Annotated in this window: 11 protein-coding genes; 3 read left to right on the top strand and 8 right to left on the bottom strand. The window is 36.3% G+C overall.

Annotated elements, in window-relative coordinates; genetic code table 11:
- Window positions 1–17 precede the first annotated feature (17 nt).
- Window positions 18–1754, top strand: coding sequence for a single-stranded-DNA-specific exonuclease RecJ (recJ, locus tag PSA_RS14860; RefSeq protein ID WP_042142465.1), 1737 nt, complete (start codon window positions 18–20; stop codon window positions 1752–1754).
- 72 nt (window positions 1755–1826) lie between these two features.
- Here recJ and PSA_RS14855 read toward each other — a convergent pair whose 3' ends face one another.
- From PSA_RS14855 to PSA_RS14820, 8 genes are all read right to left on the bottom strand, one after another.
- A complete protein-coding gene (locus tag PSA_RS14855; RefSeq protein WP_042142463.1) occupies window positions 1827–2720 on the bottom strand; it encodes an aspartyl protease family protein in 894 nt (297 codons plus the stop codon).
- 139 nt (window positions 2721–2859) lie between these two features.
- Window positions 2860–4515, bottom strand: a complete 1656-nt coding sequence (locus PSA_RS14850; protein ID WP_231665267.1) for a BatD family protein — start codon at window positions 4513–4515, stop codon at window positions 2860–2862.
- A complete protein-coding gene (locus PSA_RS14845) occupies window positions 4509–6455 on the bottom strand; it encodes a VWA domain-containing protein (protein ID WP_042142591.1) in 1947 nt (648 codons plus the stop codon). The genes PSA_RS14850 and PSA_RS14845 overlap by 7 nt, the downstream gene beginning before the upstream one ends.
- A 14-nt stretch (window positions 6456–6469) precedes the next feature.
- Window positions 6470–7474, bottom strand: a complete 1005-nt coding sequence (locus PSA_RS14840) for a VWA domain-containing protein (protein ID WP_042142459.1) — start codon at window positions 7472–7474, stop codon at window positions 6470–6472.
- On the bottom strand, window positions 7474–7977 hold the full coding sequence (locus PSA_RS14835; protein WP_052379800.1) for a DUF4381 domain-containing protein: 504 nt from the start codon (window positions 7975–7977) through the stop codon (window positions 7474–7476). Before PSA_RS14835 ends, PSA_RS14840 begins: the two co-directional genes overlap by 1 nt.
- 2 nt (window positions 7978–7979) lie before the next feature.
- Complete coding sequence (locus PSA_RS14830; protein WP_042142457.1) at window positions 7980–8951, bottom strand: DUF58 domain-containing protein; 972 nt, start codon at window positions 8949–8951, stop codon at window positions 7980–7982.
- A gap of 13 nt (window positions 8952–8964) precedes the next feature.
- Complete coding sequence (locus PSA_RS14825) at window positions 8965–9921, bottom strand: MoxR family ATPase (protein WP_042142454.1); 957 nt, start codon at window positions 9919–9921, stop codon at window positions 8965–8967.
- Window positions 9922–10114: 193 nt separating this feature from the next.
- Window positions 10115–10309: a hypothetical protein gene (locus PSA_RS14820; protein ID WP_042142452.1), complete on the bottom strand. Its 195-nt coding sequence runs from the start codon at window positions 10307–10309 to the stop codon at window positions 10115–10117.
- 290 nt (window positions 10310–10599) lie between these two features.
- Between PSA_RS14820 and fadI the strand changes: the two genes are divergently transcribed.
- Entirely contained in the window at window positions 10600–11910 is a 1311-nt protein-coding gene (fadI, locus tag PSA_RS14815; protein WP_042142450.1) for an acetyl-CoA C-acyltransferase FadI, read from the top strand.
- Window positions 11911–11930: 20 nt separating this feature from the next.
- Window positions 11931–14042 carry a fatty acid oxidation complex subunit alpha FadJ gene (fadJ, locus tag PSA_RS14810; RefSeq protein WP_042142587.1) on the top strand — a complete coding sequence of 704 codons (2112 nt, stop codon included), beginning with the start codon at window positions 11931–11933 and terminating at the stop codon, window positions 14040–14042.
- The last annotated feature ends 35 nt before the right edge of the window (window positions 14043–14077 follow it).

Genomic DNA, 14077 nt, shown 5'->3' with positions numbered 1-14077 from the left:
TTTATAAAAAGAATATTATGCAAAAACAAATAATTAGCAGAGAACGTGTCAAAGACGCACATTTACCACAAGATTTAGATCCGATTATTAAACAGATTTATGCTTCTCGTGGTGTAAAGCAAAATGAAGAGCTAGATAATAGCGCTGCGACCTTACATAGTTTTAAACTATTAAAGGGCATTGAACAAGCAAGCAATGTTTTAGTAAAAGCCTTAGAGAGCCAAAGTAAAATTCTGATAGTGGGTGATTTTGATGCTGATGGCGCAACAAGTACAGCTACTTTAATGAGTGGTTTACCCATGTTTGGTTTTTCTCATGTCGATTATTTAGTACCAAACCGATTTGATTTTGGCTATGGCTTAAGCCCTGCACTGGCTCAAGAAGTTGTGAAGATGGCGCCAGATCTATTAATTACCGTTGATAATGGCATTTCATGTATTGCAGGTGTTGATATTGTAAAAGCGGCTGGCATAAAAGTGATTGTTACTGATCACCATTTACCTGGTAGTGAACTACCTAAAGCCGATGCAATTGTAAACCCTAACCAAGTTGATTGTGATTTCCCTTCAACAGCGCTTGCTGGAGTAGGTGTTGCTTTTTATCTATTATTGGCACTGAGAAGTGAATTACGAGAAAAAAATTGGTTTGAGTTAAATAATCAAACACCACCCAATGTAGCCAGTTTATTAGATTTGGTGGCATTAGGTACCGTTGCTGATGTTGTGCCATTAGATGCAAATAATCGTACTTTAGTACATCAAGGTTTAGCTAGGATCAAAAATGGGGTAACTCGTCCGGGCATCGAAGCACTGATAGAAGTCTCAAATCGCAATCAAGCAAGATTATCAGCCTCTGATTTTGGCTTTTCACTTGCTCCTAGGCTTAATGCAGCGGGGCGCTTAGATGATATGAGTTTAGGCATAGCTTGTTTATTAAGTCCTGATATTAATAATGCGAGAAGGCTCGCAGGTGAACTTGATGCATTAAATGTTGAGCGCCGAGAGATAGAGCAAAGTATGCAAGTCGAAGCACAAGCTGTTTTAGATAAATTATGTAAAACAGATGAGCAAGTACCAGATGCAGTGTGCTTATTTCAAGATGATTGGCATCAAGGTGTGATCGGTATTTTAGCTGGACGCTTAAAAGAAAAATATCATAGACCGACAATTATATTCGCATGTGGTGATAGCAGTGAAGGTGAACCTGAAATAAAAGGGTCGTGTCGCTCAATTCCAGGTTTACATATTCGAGATATTTTAGAATCAATAAGTACTGCAAACCCAGGTTTAATTCCAAAATTTGGTGGCCATGCTATGGCGGCTGGATTATCAATTAAACAAGCTGATTTTGAAAAGTTTGAGAAGATATTTGTAAAAGCAGTAAGCGATAAACTCACAGATGATTTAAGAGAAAGCATTGTATTTACAGATGGTGAACTACCTGGTGGCTACTTTACATTAGACTTTGCCCAATACTTAAAACAAGCTGGTCCTTGGGGGCAAGAGTTCCCTGAACCAGTGTTTGAACATGTTTTTGAAATAGTACAACAACGTATAGTAGGCGAAAAGCATCTTAAATTGGTATTAAAACATCAAACCGGATTTTTAATTGATGGCATTGCTTTTAATGTAGATATCAAACAATGGCCAAATGCCAATGTACAAAATTTAAAATGTGCGTTTGTATTAGATATTAATGAGTTTAGAGGCAAGTTTACGCTGCAACTGCTTATTAGAGAGTTAGTCGCTCAATAAATCTTTGTATTTAAAAATAGATAAAAGCCATCAATTGATGGCTTTTTTTATATTTAGATATGAGTGCAAACTTTATTGCGGCAGACCAATATGCATTCTGCCACCTTTATAATCTAAAGTGATCAGGAAATGTTTTAAAATATCATAACCAAGCAAACCCTTTATATTTTTTCCTTTTATTCGACTTAAAGAGCCGCTACTTGAAGAAAAACTTTGTGTTTTTTGACCTTCAGCAGGTACGCTAGTTAAGATATTTTCAAGCTCAAAAGGGCCAAACTTTAGGCTAGGAAGGTGAAAGGTTTCGTTAATTCCAAAAGTGTTAGCACCCATAGCAACAGAACCCTCAACTGAAAACTTTTCTAACCATCCACTTCCAGTTGCAATAGAGCGCTTTAAAAATAATCCACCACTATTGCCTGTATCAAGTAATAGCCAAACATTTTTTTCGTTGTTAAGATTAACTTTAACGATTGGCATACCAGTCCCTTTGTGGGCTTTCATTTGAATATTTTTTAACTTTTTCAAATCAACCGCATCTCGGGTAAGTAAACGCATTTTTTTATTGGGGTAATCAATTTGCACAATAAATTTATCAAAAAAACCAGCGCCGATTAATAATGCATTACTTGCCTTTCCTAGGCGCATGGAAACCAGACTATCCAAATCAAATTGCGTACCAAATAATTCTGTAGGAACATTGTTATAGGTAGGTTTTTTTTCTTGGCCGTAAACGCCTTTGATTATGATTTTTTGGCCCGAGCCATATTTTAATTTGTTTTTATTTATAAAGCTTTGGTTAATTGCATTAACTTGTGAGCCAGAGTCTAAAATGGCTTTGGCTTCAATACCACTTACAGTAACAGGAATTTTTATATGACCATTATCTAGCTCAAAATCAAGCCAAGGTGTTACTCCGGCATAAGTACTACAACTGGTAATGATTAAAATAAATAAGAAAATTCGCATGTTTACTCCTTTAAGCGACGATTTGATTAGATATTTTTACATTTAAAATCAATAATTTCAATATGGGGGGAGAAGTAAGAGTGTTAATAAAGGAGAACCGGTTTTAAGTAACCGGTTCTTAAGATCTGAATTAAATGATTTAATAAAGTGTTTCTAAAGTTTCCTTAGCACCTTTTTTCGCTTTTACTGGCTGTTGTAAAAGAGAAATGATTTTATTTAAATCGACATTACCAGCACCTTGTGAATATAGGCTTTTTTGTAAGTTATGGATTTGTGCCGTTAGCTCATCATTTTGATATAAATTGATTAAATGTGAACTTTTTGCTTGTTCACTATTACATTTAATTTTACTAAAAGTATTTAAAGCTTGATTAAAACCTTTTAAATCACTTTGTTTTGCTGCGATTTTTAGATTTGATAAAGCATCTTTAATATTCATTTTTGCTTTATCTTGAAGTTTTTCTTCTGTATTTATCAATACTTTATTTTTGTTTCGAACCGTAAAAATAATTAAAGTGATAAGTGTCATAACCCACAGAGCATAACCTAATACTGTGATCCAAAATGAAGCCGGTTCAACTTGAGTGATAATTGTAGGTGTAGTTGAATCTGAAGATACATTAGCTTGATTATCGCTGTTAGTAGTTGTATTTGAAACGATAGGCGCTTGAGTTGTCAGCGCTGAGCCTGTAACTGTGATTTGTTTAGCAGGCAATGTTGCGAATTCAACTTTATTTACTACGGTATTAAACCAAGGAATTTTAACTTCAGGTAAAGTATAGTTTCCTGGTTTTTGTGGTAATAAGGCAAAAGACTCAATGCGCTGTGAAATGATTCTACCATCTCTTACTACATTTTTATTTTCTGCTTGGTCAGGATAACTTTTAATGCCATCTAATTTGGTTAATTTTATTTCAGGAAGTTGCTCTTTAGTAATACCAACCGCAGTAAGTGTGATAGTGCGGGTAATCGGTGTACCTACCTCTACACTCATATTATCTGGTTGGAACTCTTCGTGTAAAGTAACTAGTTCACTTGGCAGCCAATTGCCTTGATAGTTATCTACAATAGGTTTTACTGTTAGGTGGGTATCTTCTCCAATGGCAGAGACTGCAATTGAGCGATAGTTTTGTCTTATACGACCATTAAATGCGGGTGCTTCAATAGTAAATTCTCCACTTTTTTGTGGCTGAACAAGATAATCTCGACTAACAACTAAATAGCGTTTACCTTCTATGATTTCATTTGATTCAACTTGTTTACCTAGTTGTGATATTTGAGCATTTTCAAGCTCAGGTGTTGTTAAACTGCCTTCACTTAAATCTTTAGCAAGATATAGCTTAACGTTATAAACACCTGCTTGTTGCACATATAAAGTGCTAGGCGTTAGGCTTGTTTTAATAAATATATCTTTATTATTACTGCTTTGTGCTTCTCTGGCTTTTACTTCTAATTTAAATGGTTGTGATTTTATGCCATTTAGCTCAAACGCAGGAATTTGAAACACGCCTGATTTACGAGACATAAGCTCAGTTTTCCAAACTGTTTTTCTTGTAACTGAACCATTAATAATACTGGTTTGGCTACTAACACTTGTTGGTCCAACAATAAAATCTTTAAGTAAAGCGGCTGTATCGGGTTGTGAGCCTTGAACTGTATTATCGGCACCTATAGATAACACAAAGTATTCCCCTTGTAGAACGGGGTTTTTATCGACACTTGCTGTAAGCTCGGTTAAAGCGAAGCTTGGTAATGCTAAAACTAAAAGGCACAGTAATGTAAAACTTCTTACCATGATTTTTGTACTCCTTGAGGTGTTCTTTGTCTGAGTCTATTTTGATACTCAAGTCTCATTTTATTGCGTAATAAAGTAGCCGGATCATCAGGTACTTTTCTAAGAATTTGGTTTAACTGCTGCGCTTGTTCTTTTTCCTCGTTGCTAAGTTCAGCAACCTCTCGCATCAACATTTCTTCTTGGTTTTTTTCTGCTTGTTCTTGTGCCGATTGTTGAGCTGCTTGTTGCGCTTGCTGCTGAGCTTGTTTTTCTTCCTCAGATTGCTGGGCTTCTTGCTCTTTTGCTTCTTGTGATTGCTCGTCTAGTTCAGGTTTGTTTTCTTGATCAGATCCTTTTGTATCGGCGCTACTTTCTTGAGATTCATCTGATTGTTTGTCAGAATCTTGCTCATCAGAACTTTGTTGATCTTGCTTCTCACCGTTTTGCTGATCTTCTTGTTCATCGCCTTGTTGATCTTTATTTTGCTCTGATTTATCACCTTCATTTTGCTGATCATCTTTTTTAGATTGATCGCCGTCTTGGTTTTTATCATCGCCTTGTTGTTTTTGTTGTTTTTGTTGTTTTTGCTGTTCTTGTTGCTCAAGCTGCTTAACAATTTCTAGGTTATCTTTTGCCTGTGAAAAATCTGGATTAAGAGATAAAGCTTGCTCATATTTATCTATTGCTTCTTTATACTTACCTAAATGTGCCAATGTATTAGCTTGGTTATAAAGGCCTTTGTCGCTGGTATCTTGCTCAAACTCAGACAATGCAGCTTCAAAGTTACTTTCTTTATAATGTGCCGCACCTTTAATATCTTTAAGCTTGGTATCCGTTGCGCTTTTATAATCTTGATTTTTATATGCGTTTAATGCTTTTTGATCTTGGTTTTGTGATATTGATTGCCAAACATCATCAAAACTTAATGCATACGCATTTTTCGAGGGCATACTGATCAAAACTAAAGGTAAGATAAATAAGGCACTGTTTTGACGTAGCATCAATAAAGCGATAGGTAACAGTAGCAGTGTTAAATAAACCCCACCGTCTATACGCCATAATGTTTGTTCTTCTTGTTCAACAAGTTGCTGTTGTAAATCATCAGCAGATAAAGTGCTATTGAATATTGCGATATCTGAATTATTTGTCTGATAATTAGAAAACACACCAGAACCTTGTTTAGTGATATTATTTAAAGCGGAAAAATTAGCTTTAGGTATTACAATTTGACCATATTGATCTTTTAAAAATCCAGCTTGAGGTAACTTTATTGGTGCACCTTGCTCGGTGGCTATCGCATAAATATTAAGTTTGTAATCCATATCAGCCACAAAGTCAGAAACATCGCTCATATCTTCACTATCAATACCATCGGTCACTAAAATAATATCGCCATTTAAATAACCGGCTTGTTGTAATAGCTCTTTTGCAAGTACGAGTGCAGCTAGTACATTAGAGCCTTTTTCTGGCATGATTTCTGGGCTTAAACTGGGTATTAAATTAGTCAGTGTTTGGGCGTCGCTTGTCAATGGAGATATCGTAAAAGCGCTGCCTGCATAAGCAATTAAAGCTGTTTCACCTTCTTTAAATAGCTCAACCATATCTAAAGTTTTAAATCGTGCCTGGCTCAATCTATTTGGTTTTATATCTTCGCTGTACATAGAAGACGACATATCCATGACAATTACACGGGCATGTTTTGCTTGATATACAGGCACACTGTGTTTTTGCCAGCTAGGACCTGCGGCAGCTAATACACTAATTAATAAAAATAACACTAACCAAATTGAGCTGGGTTTAGTTTGTTTTTTACCATCAGACATAATGAACTGTGCTAAGTGTGATGCAATTACGGTTTGTGAACCTTTATGTTTTTGTTTTTGAAATAAGATTAAGGTAATTAATATACAAGCAGGTATATAAAGCCATAAAAGTTCAGGTCTTAAAAATTTAAATTCCATTATATTGAAGTCCATTAGGTGCGTTCTCCATTTATGGTTGTTTTTTTATAATTAAACCAAGGTTTAATACCAGCTATTAATAATAAAAATAAAGCGATTAATAGCGGATAATAAAATAACGCAGTTTGCGGTCTAAACGTTTGCACATCATTGGCTATCGGCTCTAAGGTATCAAGCTCTTGATAGATACGCTGTAATCCAGCTACATCTTTTGCTCTGAAATAAAGCCCTCCAGTTTGTTCTGCGATATCAGTTAACAGTTTTTCATCTAAACCTGAACCTGATGAGAGTGTATTCATACCAAATAAACCAAAACGGTTATTACCACCATCACCAGCAACACCTACGGTATAGACTTTTATGCCTTCTTCCCGAGCGAGTAATAAAGCTTCTTCTGGAGATAAGTTACCAGCGGTATTTTGTCCATCGGTGAGTAAAACTAAAATTCGGTTACTATCTTTTTTCTGTGAAAAACGCTTAACTGATAAACCCAGAGCGTCGCCTATAGCTGTTGCACGACCGACTAAACCGATTTGTGACTCTGCAAGCATTTGGCTAACTGTATTTAAATCTCTGGTAAGCGGGGTTTGTAAAAATGCAGTGTCAGCAAATAAAATTAAACCTAATCTATCGCCTTGGCGTTGCTCTATAAAGCTTTTTAGTACTGCTTTTACCATAGTGAGCCTATCAACATACTGGCCTTGGTATTCCATATCTTGCTCTTTCATCGAACCCGATAAATCTACCGCTAGCATGATGTCTCGACCTTCATTTGGTAGGCTAATAGGTTCACCTAACCATTTAGGGTTTGATAAGGCGCAGCATAAACAGATCCAAAATAGCCAATGCATTAATGAGACTTTTTGTGCCTTTTGTTCATTATGACCCGTTAATAGCGGATTATGCTCAAAACTTGGTATTTTAAGCGTTGGGATATTAGCAGCACGCTTATTAAATCTTTTTAATAAATAGGGGAGGGGTAATGCTAAAAATACCCAAGGCCAGCTTACTTCAAACATTAAAAGCTTCCTTTAATGAGATTGATATGACTTTTACTTATGTTCATTTTTTTTATTGCACTGAGCAGTAAAGACTTTAAGTCTGATATTTGCTCATCGGAGAGTTTAGCCTGATAAAGCAGGTTAAACGCTGAACTTTCACATTGAGTATTGCAGCTACTATTTACAAATTTCGCCCAGCTTTTACCGCTTAATGCTGCTGTTTGTGCACCATAATAGTGCTTAGCTAAGCGTTTTAAAATATGTTGTAATTCGTTTAAATGCGTTATATCTAAGTTGCCTTCGTTACTCATTAAACTATTCGCCAAATTAACCGCTTCTTTTTTTGCTTTTTTGTATTGTCTTTGTTTTTTTAAATAGATAAATAAAGCAGTTAAAAGCCCCAGTGTAAGAATTAAAGCCATATACCAAATAGGCGCAGGTGGCCAAGCCGAAACCTGTTCAACAACAATGACATCATGTAATTGTTCTAATGGAGAAGTGGGGGTATTTGCATCAGCCATGATTAAGCCTTCCCTAAAATTTGTTGTTCTATAGGGGTCGCGCTTGAAAATGAAAATATATGTAATCCAGATTTTTTCAACATTTCAATTCGGTTATTTAAAGTTTGTTGTGCTTGATTATTAAATTGCTTTCTAAATGATTTATTCATCAGTGGCAAACTTGATTGCGTATTACCGGTATCCACTTTAATCACACTATTATGATCTGGTAAATGTGTTTCAAAGGGATCTGATATATGACACGCCACAAGTTCACAGTGGCGAGATAATAACTGTAATTGTTTTAACGCTTCATTACTTTGTTGCTCGGTACCTAAATGACAAAAATCAGATATTAAATAAATCAAACTGCCAGGTTTTGCTATTTGATTTAATCGTTTAAGGTTTTCACTAAAACAATTAATGTTTTGAACTGAATCTGAACCATGGATTTTTAGTGCTTCTTGGTGATTGGTAATTAAATTATGCGTTAGCTTTAATACGGCTTTGCTACCTGAACTTGGCTTTAATTCTAAATGCTGATTTTGGTTAAAGACTAAGCCGCCAACACGATCACCTCGTTCACTTGCAGACCAAGCAACTAACGTACTTAAATGTGCAGCTTGAACAGATTTTAATAACAATTGGCTACCAAATAACATGGTATTGCTAAAATCAGTAAAGATAAAAACAGGACGTTCTTTTTCTTCTTGATAAATTTTAGTATGTGTTTGGCCAGTACGTGCAGTTACTCGCCAATCAATCGAACGAATATCATCGCCAGGTTGATAATGCCTTACCTCAGCAAACTCCATACCACGCCCTTTTTGAGGCGCTAAATATTGACCAGCCATTTTATGTTTAATTTGACTTTGAGGTGTTAAATCCAATAACCGCGCTTTTGCGCGGTAATAGATAAGCTCTTTTAAATCAAGAGAAACACCATTGGCCTGACAGCTTTTTAACCACTGCAAGTGCTCAGTTGTATTTATCATTGCTTACTCTTATTTATGGAACGGCGACAAGTTCTAATATACGGTCAAGTACTTGATCTTTTGATATACCATCAGCTTGTGCTTCGTAACTTAAGATAATACGATGACGTAATACGTTATGGAAAACACTTTGAATATCTTCAGGGGTTACAAAATCACGACCTTGCAGCCAAGCATGTGCACGTGCACATTTATCTAGTGCAATAGTGGCACGTGGACTTGCACCATACTCAAGCCAGTTTGCGAGTGTATCATCAAGTTTTGTTGGTTGACGCGTCGCAATAATGAGCTGTACTAAGTATTGTTCAAGTGGCTCTGATAAGTGAAGCTTTAAAACGTCTTTGCGTGCTTCAAACAAAGTCTCTTGAGATATTTGAGGGGCAGGTGCTTGTTGCTCAGATAAAGCTTCACCACGGGTTAAACGTAAGATTTCGAGTTCAGTTTCAGCCCCTGGATAATCAATATTTAAATGTAGTAAAAATCTATCTAGCTGTGCTTCAGGTAACGGGTAAGTGCCTTCTTGCTCTAGTGGATTTTGGGTAGCCATCACTAAAAATAAATCAGATAACGGGTAAGTTGTTTTACCTACGGTTATTTGGCGCTCCGCCATGGCTTCAAGTAATGCAGATTGTACTTTTGCAGGAGAACGATTTATTTCATCGGCTAAAATAAGATTGTGAAATAAAGGACCCGCTTCGAAAACAAATTCACTGGTTTGCTGGCGATAAATATCAGTACCAGTTATATCTGCAGGTAATAAATCAGGAGTAAATTGAACACGCTGAAAAGACCCTTCAACACATTTTGATAATGCGTTTACTGCACGAGTTTTAGCAAGTCCCGGAGGACCTTCAACTAATAAATGTCCATCAGCTAAAATACCAATTAACAATGAATCAGTAAGACGTTCTTGCCCAATAATTTGGGTATTAAGATAAGTTTGTAATTGTTTAAATTTTTCAACGGCCATAGCGACAATAAATCCTTTACCAAATTGGCATATTTGTCAGTTTAAGACTATGGGATATTTATAAGGTTCATTTTTATTAAAAACAAGCTTTTTGACTAAAAAACATGGCAAATAGCTTGTTTTATTAAGTATTCACTTTTTAAATTGAGTAAATGTAATGAAAACTTTTGCTTTTTCATCATTTGTCATAATACTAATCGGCTTTTACTTGTTCTTGCATTTTGCGGTATTTTAATCCATCAACAACTAAATCTAAGATTGGACGCTTTTCACCGTTATACCAGTTATTTGCAGTACGCTTGCTTAGTGCGCCTTCAGTTGTTTCTGAAATACTATTTGCATTCCATTCACGGCCAAGTTCAGTTTTTAAAAATTGTGCTAGTTTCATAATATGCTCACTCTTTTGCAAAGGATCTTAATTTTCATCTGCGGAAATTGTTACCGATTACATGGTTAATAAGTAGCAATAAAGCGTGAGTGTTTGTTGTCGTTTGTATTGAATGTGTTACCCAGTGATAACACTTTTTTTTCATTAATTTAGCGGGCAAATTTGATGTTTTTACACTACTTTTATTATTACTTTGTTAATTAATTTTCAACAAGTGTTTGCAAAAAAAGGCAGTTTGTTTAGAATCAGGGTATAACTAACAGGTCAGACCTGTATAACGAGGAAGAAAAATGACTGGGCAAATAAAATTAAAAACACACCAGGGAGATCGCATTGCTATTGTAAGCGGTCTTAGAACACCTTTTGCAAAACAAGCAAGTGCTTTTCATCATGTACCTGCAGTTGATATGGGCAAGCTTGTTGTCAATGAGATGCTTGAGCGTCTTAACTTTGATAAAAAAGAAATCGATCAACTGGTTTTTGGACAAGTAGTTCAAATGCCAGAAGCACCTAATATTGCCCGTGAAATTGTTTTAGGCACAGGTATGCCTGTAGGCGTTGATGCTTATTCTGTATCACGTGCATGTGCTACAAGTTTTCAAGCAATAGCTAACGTCGCAGAATCTATCATGGCGGGTACTGTTAATGTTGGTATTGCAGGTGGTGCTGATTCTTCTTCTGTTTTACCGATTGGCGTAAGTAAAAAACTGGCGGGAAGTTTAGTTGACTTAAATAAAGCGCGTACTTTATCGCAACGCTTAAAAATATTCTCAAAATTAAGATTAAAAGATTTAATGCCAGTTCCGCCAGCAGTTGCTGAATACTCAACAGGCCTTTCTATGGGTCAAACAGCGGAGCAAATGGCAAAAACTCACGAGATTAAACGTGAAGATCAAGATGCATTGGCGCATCGTTCTCATACTTTAGCGAGTAAAGCTTGGGCTGATGGTAAATTTGCAGATGAAGTAATGACTGCACATGTTGCACCTTATAAGGGCTTTATTAGCGAAGATAACTGTATTCGCCATAACTCAGTATTAGAAGGTTATGCTAAATTACGCCCTGCATTTGATAAAAAGCATGGTTCAGTAACTGCTGCTAACTCAACAGCATTAACTGATGGTGCAGCTGCTGTACTGATGATGAGTGAAAGTAAAGCTAAAGCATTAGGTTATGAAGTGTTAGGCTATTTAAAAAGCTTTGCATTTAGTGCCATAGATGTTTATGACGATATGCTTATGGGTCCAGCGCATTCAACGCCTATTGCATTACGTCGTGCGGGTTTAACATTAGCCGATTTAGATTTAATTGAAATGCATGAAGCATTTGCAGCGCAAACATTAGCTAATATGAAAATGTTTGCATCAGACAAATTTGCACAAGAAAAATTAGGTTTATCTAAAGCAATTGGTGAAATTGATATGGATAAATTCAATGTAAATGGTGGTTCTCTTGCATATGGTCATCCATTTGCAGCAACCGGTGCAAGACTTATTACACAAACACTTAATGAGCTAAAACGCCGAGGCGGTGGTATTGGTTTAACAACAGCATGTGCGGCAGGCGGTTTAGGTGCGGCATTTATTGTTGAGAGTGCATAGTTATGGAGAGTGAAAAGCAAATGACAGACTCTGTATTTAGTTTTGAAGTAAATGAACAACAAATTGCCTTGGTTACGATTGATGTGCCAGGCGAAAAAATGAATACACTACGTGCCAGCTTTGTTGATGAACTTAACGAGGTGATAAGCAAAGCAGTTGATGCACAAGTTAAAGGTTTGATATTTATCAGTGGTAAATCAGATAACTTTATCGCTGGCGCAGACATTAAAATGTTAGAAGCCGCAGAGTCACATTCTGATGCGTTATATTTATCACAAACATGTCATACAAGTTTTAGTGATCTTGAAAAACTACCTTTCCCAACAGTTGCAGCGATTCATGGTGCAGCGCTAGGTGGTGGGTTAGAGTTTGCAATGGCGTGTGACTATCGAATTTGTAGTAACTCAGATAAAACAAAACTTGGCTTACCAGAAGTCCAACTTGGTTTACTACCAGGTGGTGGTGGAACACAAAGATTGCCTAAATTAGTGGGTATTCAAAAAGCACTAGAGTGGATGCTAACAGGTAAACAAGTACGTGCTAAGCAAGCTGTTAAAGCGGGCCTCGCTCATGATTGCGTACCACAAGCAGTGTTAGTTGATGTTGCTGCTAAATGGATTGCAAAAGGTAAAGTTAAATCAGTAAAACCTAAATTAGATAAATTAAGCCAGCTTTTAGAGTCAAATCCTTTTGGTCGAAACTTAATATTTAAGAAAGCCCAAGAAAATGTAGAAAAGAAAACCGGCGGTCATTACCCTGCGCCTATCGCAATTATCAAAGCGGTGCGTGCAAGTGTAGAGATGGAAAAGTCAGCGGCATATTCTGTTGAAGCTGAAGGTTTTGCATCATTATGCATGAGCGAAGTATCTAAATCTTTACGTGGAATTTTCTTTGCTACGACAGAAATGAAAAAAGAATGGGCAGATGAGTCAGGCGAAAAAATTAATAGCATTGCTGTATTAGGCGGTGGATTAATGGGCGCAGGTATTGCGCATGTCAGTGCGTGTAAAGCGGGCAGTAAAGTTCGTATTAAAGATGTGGCAGAGCAAGGCATTTCAAATGCGTTAAATTACAGTTTTAAAATTTTAGATAAAAAGCAAAAACGTCGTTTTATATCCAAAACTGATTTACAGCAGCAAATGAACCGTATCACTGGCACAACTAATCACAGCGGTTTTAAAAATGTAGAGCTGGTAATTGAAGCTGTATTTGAAGATTTAAAGCTAAAACAAGATATGGTTGCAGCGATTGAAGAAAATTGTTCTGCAAAAACTATTTTTGCCAGTAATACGTCATCATTGCCTATTTCTCAAATAGCACAAACTGCACAAAGACCTGAAAATGTAGTGGGTTTACATTATTTTTCACCTGTTGAAAAAATGCCGTTAGTTGAAATTATTCCTCATGAAAACACCAGTGAAGAGACAATTTCAAAAGTAGTCAACTATTCACGTCGCCAAGGTAAAACGCCTATTGTAGTTAAAGACAAAGCAGGTTTTTATGTAAATCGTATTTTAGCACCTTATGTAAATGAGGCTGCAAATTTATTATTAGCAGGCGAACCAATTGATAAAATAGATGAAGCTTTAGTTGAGTTTGGTTTCCCTGTTGGACCTTTGGCTTTATTAGATGAAGTGGGTATCGATATAGGGTCTAAAATCGCGCCAATCTTAGAAAAAGAGCTAGGCGATCGATTTAAAGCACCTGATGCATTCTCTAAAATGATTGATTCAAAACGTTTAGGGCGTAAAACTGGCTCTGGCTTTTATACTTATGGCACAGGTAAGTCTAAAGGTAAAAAAGTTGATGAATCCGTTTATGAATTTTTAGGCATTACGCTTGAACCAAAATTAAATAAAGAAGAAATAGCACAACGCTGTGTGAGCCAAATGTTAAATGAAGCTGCACGCTGTTTAGATGAAGGCATTATCGCCAGTGCAAGAGATGGTGATATCGGTGCTATTTTTGGTATTGGTTTCCCGCCTTTCTTAGGTGGTCCATTTAGCTATATGGATAAGTTAGGTGCCAGTGAGCTTGCATCACGACTAACTTCTTTATCTCAGCTAAATCAAAACTTTGAACCTTGTCAGCCAATTGTAGATATGGCTGAAGGTAAACAAGCTTATTACTAACCTTTAGATAAGCTTTAAAAAGGCTTTAAAAAATA

It is taken from the genome of Pseudoalteromonas sp. '520P1 No. 423' (assembly GCF_001269985.1).
Lineage (GTDB): Bacteria > Pseudomonadota > Gammaproteobacteria > Enterobacterales > Alteromonadaceae > Pseudoalteromonas.
This window is presented reverse-complemented; position numbering and strand designations above follow the sequence as displayed.

Coding starts and splice junctions, on each gene's coding strand:
- recJ (WP_042142465.1), top strand. CDS start 18: ATGCAAAAACAAATAATTAGCAGAGAACGTGTCAAAGACGCACATTTA.
- PSA_RS14855 (WP_042142463.1), bottom strand. CDS start 2,720: ATGCGAATTTTCTTATTTATTTTAATCATTACCAGTTGTAGTACTTAT.
- PSA_RS14850 (WP_231665267.1), bottom strand. CDS start 4,515: ATGGTAAGAAGTTTTACATTACTGTGCCTTTTAGTTTTAGCATTACCA.
- PSA_RS14845 (WP_042142591.1), bottom strand. CDS start 6,455: ATGGAATTTAAATTTTTAAGACCTGAACTTTTATGGCTTTATATACCT.
- PSA_RS14840 (WP_042142459.1), bottom strand. CDS start 7,474: ATGTTTGAAGTAAGCTGGCCTTGGGTATTTTTAGCATTACCCCTCCCC.
- PSA_RS14835 (WP_052379800.1), bottom strand. CDS start 7,977: ATGGCTGATGCAAATACCCCCACTTCTCCATTAGAACAATTACATGAT.
- PSA_RS14830 (WP_042142457.1), bottom strand. CDS start 8,951: ATGATAAATACAACTGAGCACTTGCAGTGGTTAAAAAGCTGTCAGGCC.
- PSA_RS14825 (WP_042142454.1), bottom strand. CDS start 9,921: ATGGCCGTTGAAAAATTTAAACAATTACAAACTTATCTTAATACCCAA.
- PSA_RS14820 (WP_042142452.1), bottom strand. CDS start 10,309: ATGAAACTAGCACAATTTTTAAAAACTGAACTTGGCCGTGAATGGAAT.
- fadI (WP_042142450.1), top strand. CDS start 10,600: ATGACTGGGCAAATAAAATTAAAAACACACCAGGGAGATCGCATTGCT.
- fadJ (WP_042142587.1), top strand. CDS start 11,931: ATGACAGACTCTGTATTTAGTTTTGAAGTAAATGAACAACAAATTGCC.